2 protein-coding genes are annotated in these 2,252 nt (G+C 70.8%); one reads left to right on the top strand and one right to left on the bottom strand.

Features of this window, described 5'->3' with window-relative positions; translation table 11 throughout:
- Window positions 1-1,519: AMP-binding protein (locus ACWF94_RS39120; RefSeq protein WP_453499844.1), on the bottom strand; the 1,519-nt coding region annotated here is incomplete at its 3' end.
- 405 nt (window positions 1,520-1,924) lie between these two features.
- Between ACWF94_RS39120 and ACWF94_RS39125 the strand changes: the two genes are divergently transcribed.
- A partial coding sequence (locus ACWF94_RS39125) for a hypothetical protein (protein ID WP_453499846.1) occupies window positions 1,925-2,252 on the top strand: 328 nt, incomplete at its 3' end.

The raw sequence follows: 2,252 nt of genomic DNA on the forward strand, positions 1-2,252 counted from the left end.
GGACCTGGCGGTCGTGTCCCTCCCAGAACGGCTCGCGCAACTTGAACTTCTGGAGCTTGCCGGTGGCCGTACGGACGAGTTCCGCACGGAACTCGACCCGCTTGGGGCACTTGTACCCGGCGAGCTGCTGACGGCAGTGGGCGATCAGCTCGTCCGCCGGCACCTCACCGTCGACGACGACCAGCGCGGTGACGAGTTCGCCCCATTTCTCGTCCGGGATGCCGATCACCGCGGCTTCCCGGACGGCGGGGTGCGACATCAGGACATCCTCGACCTCGATGGACGAGACGTTCTCGCCGCCGGTGATGATGACGTCCTTCTTGCGGTCCGCGATGGTCAGACAGCCGTCCTGGAGGGTCCCGCCGTCGCCGGTGTGGAACCAGTTGCCCGCCAGCGCCTCCGCAGTGGCCTCCGGATTGTCCCAGTAGCCGTCGAGGTTGTGGTTGGACCGCGCGAGCACCTCGCCGTCGTCGTCGGTCATCAGGCGTACGCCGAGGGCGGGAGCGCCCGCCCGGCCCAGCAGGCGGGCCTGCTCCGCCGGCTCCAGGTCGTCCCACTCCGCACGCATCCGGCTCATCGTCAGCAGCGGTGCGGTCTCGGTGAGACCGTAGATCTGGATGAACTCCCAGCCCAGGTCGCGCCGTACGCGCTCGATGGTACGGGTGGGCGGCGGGGCGCCCGCGACGATCACCCGGACCCGGTCGCGGCCGGGAATCCCGCCCTCCCACGTCTCCGCCGCGTCCAGGATGGTGGCCACCACGGCGGGGGCGGCGCACAGATAGGTGACGCCGTGCTCCTCGATCCGCCGCAGGATCTCCGCGCCGTCGATCTGCCGGATCATGATGTGCCTGCCGCCCATGCCGGTGACGGCGAAGGGGTGACCCCAGCCGTTGACGTGGAAGAGCGGCAGGGTGTGCAGATAGACATCACGGTCGTCGACCGACGCCTGCCAGCCGAAGACGCTCGCGTTGACCCACAGACTCCGGTGCGTCATCCGGACGCCCTTGGGGCGCGCGGTCGTGCCGGAGGTGTAGTTGATGGTCGCGGTCGCCGCCTCGTCGGCGTCCCAGGGCCGAGGCTCGGACTCGCTCGCCCAGATCCTGTCGTCGTCCTCGCCCAGGACGAAGGTGTGCTCGCAGTCGACCTCGTCCAGCAGATGGCGCAGCGCGGGGTCGACCATGAGCACCTGGGCGCCGCAGTGGCGGACGATATAGCCGATCTCGGCCGAGGTCAGACGGAAGTTGACGGGGACGAGGACACGACCCCAGCCGCAGACGCCGAAGAACGAGGTGAGCAGCCGGGCCGAGTTCTGGGAGACGACCGCGACCCTGGCACCGGTCGGCAGACCCAGGTCGTCCAGGGTCGCGGCCTGCCGTCGGGCCCGCCGTCCCAGTTCGGCGTAACTGATCGAGCCCCATGACACGGCGGGCTGGTCTGGCTCGTCGACGACGGCGACGCGGTCGGGATACACCGTGGTCGCCCGGTCGAGAAAATCACGGACGGTGAGAGGAAAGAACAACGCAGCCTCCGTGGGCGGCTCTACTCGGTGCGGGGAGCACCACGTCGGGGGACGGAATGTGCGGTAGGGGCAGTGGAGCGGTGGTGGCGGTACGGAGATACGGGCGGTGGAGAGGACGGTTTCCCCGCCCGCCCGGAACCCGGCGGGGCCGATCGCGCGGGTGCGGACGGCCCCGGTCCTGGCGGTGGGGTACGGCCTTCGGCGACGGACCCTACACACAAGTCGGCCCGTCAGGGAGCGGGCGTGCGCGAGGGGGCGGACGCGGGCGAGTGCCGAGGGGCCTCACCCGCGGACCGTCCGGTCGTGCGACATGACCACCGCCTTTCGCACCGAAGACCTTCCGACCGTACGTGCGGTCAGTTAACCTTGTCAATCAGCGCGCGGACCCAGCGCCGAGGAGGTGCGATGTCCACGAGCCACGGACCCGCGCACCGGGGCCGCGTCCACGACCGGACGCACCGACGCGGCGTCCACGACCGGATCGCCCGGTCACCGGGAAAGGAGGGGGTCGGGTGCACCATCCAAGCGCTCCCGGAGCGGGCCGACCGCTCGCTTCTCGATACGGTCGGTCACCACGAGCTGCCCGCGGTCGAACATGCGACGACCCGGCTGCCCGCGGTCGAAAGTGCGACGACCCGCTGCGAGCGCCGCCGCGCGCGGCGGGAGATCCCGGCTCCGGCGCCTGCCGCCACAGCTTCGGGCCCGCCGCGCGCTTCGAGCAGCAGACCCGTGA

The organism is Streptomyces sp. NPDC055078, from assembly GCF_053607985.1.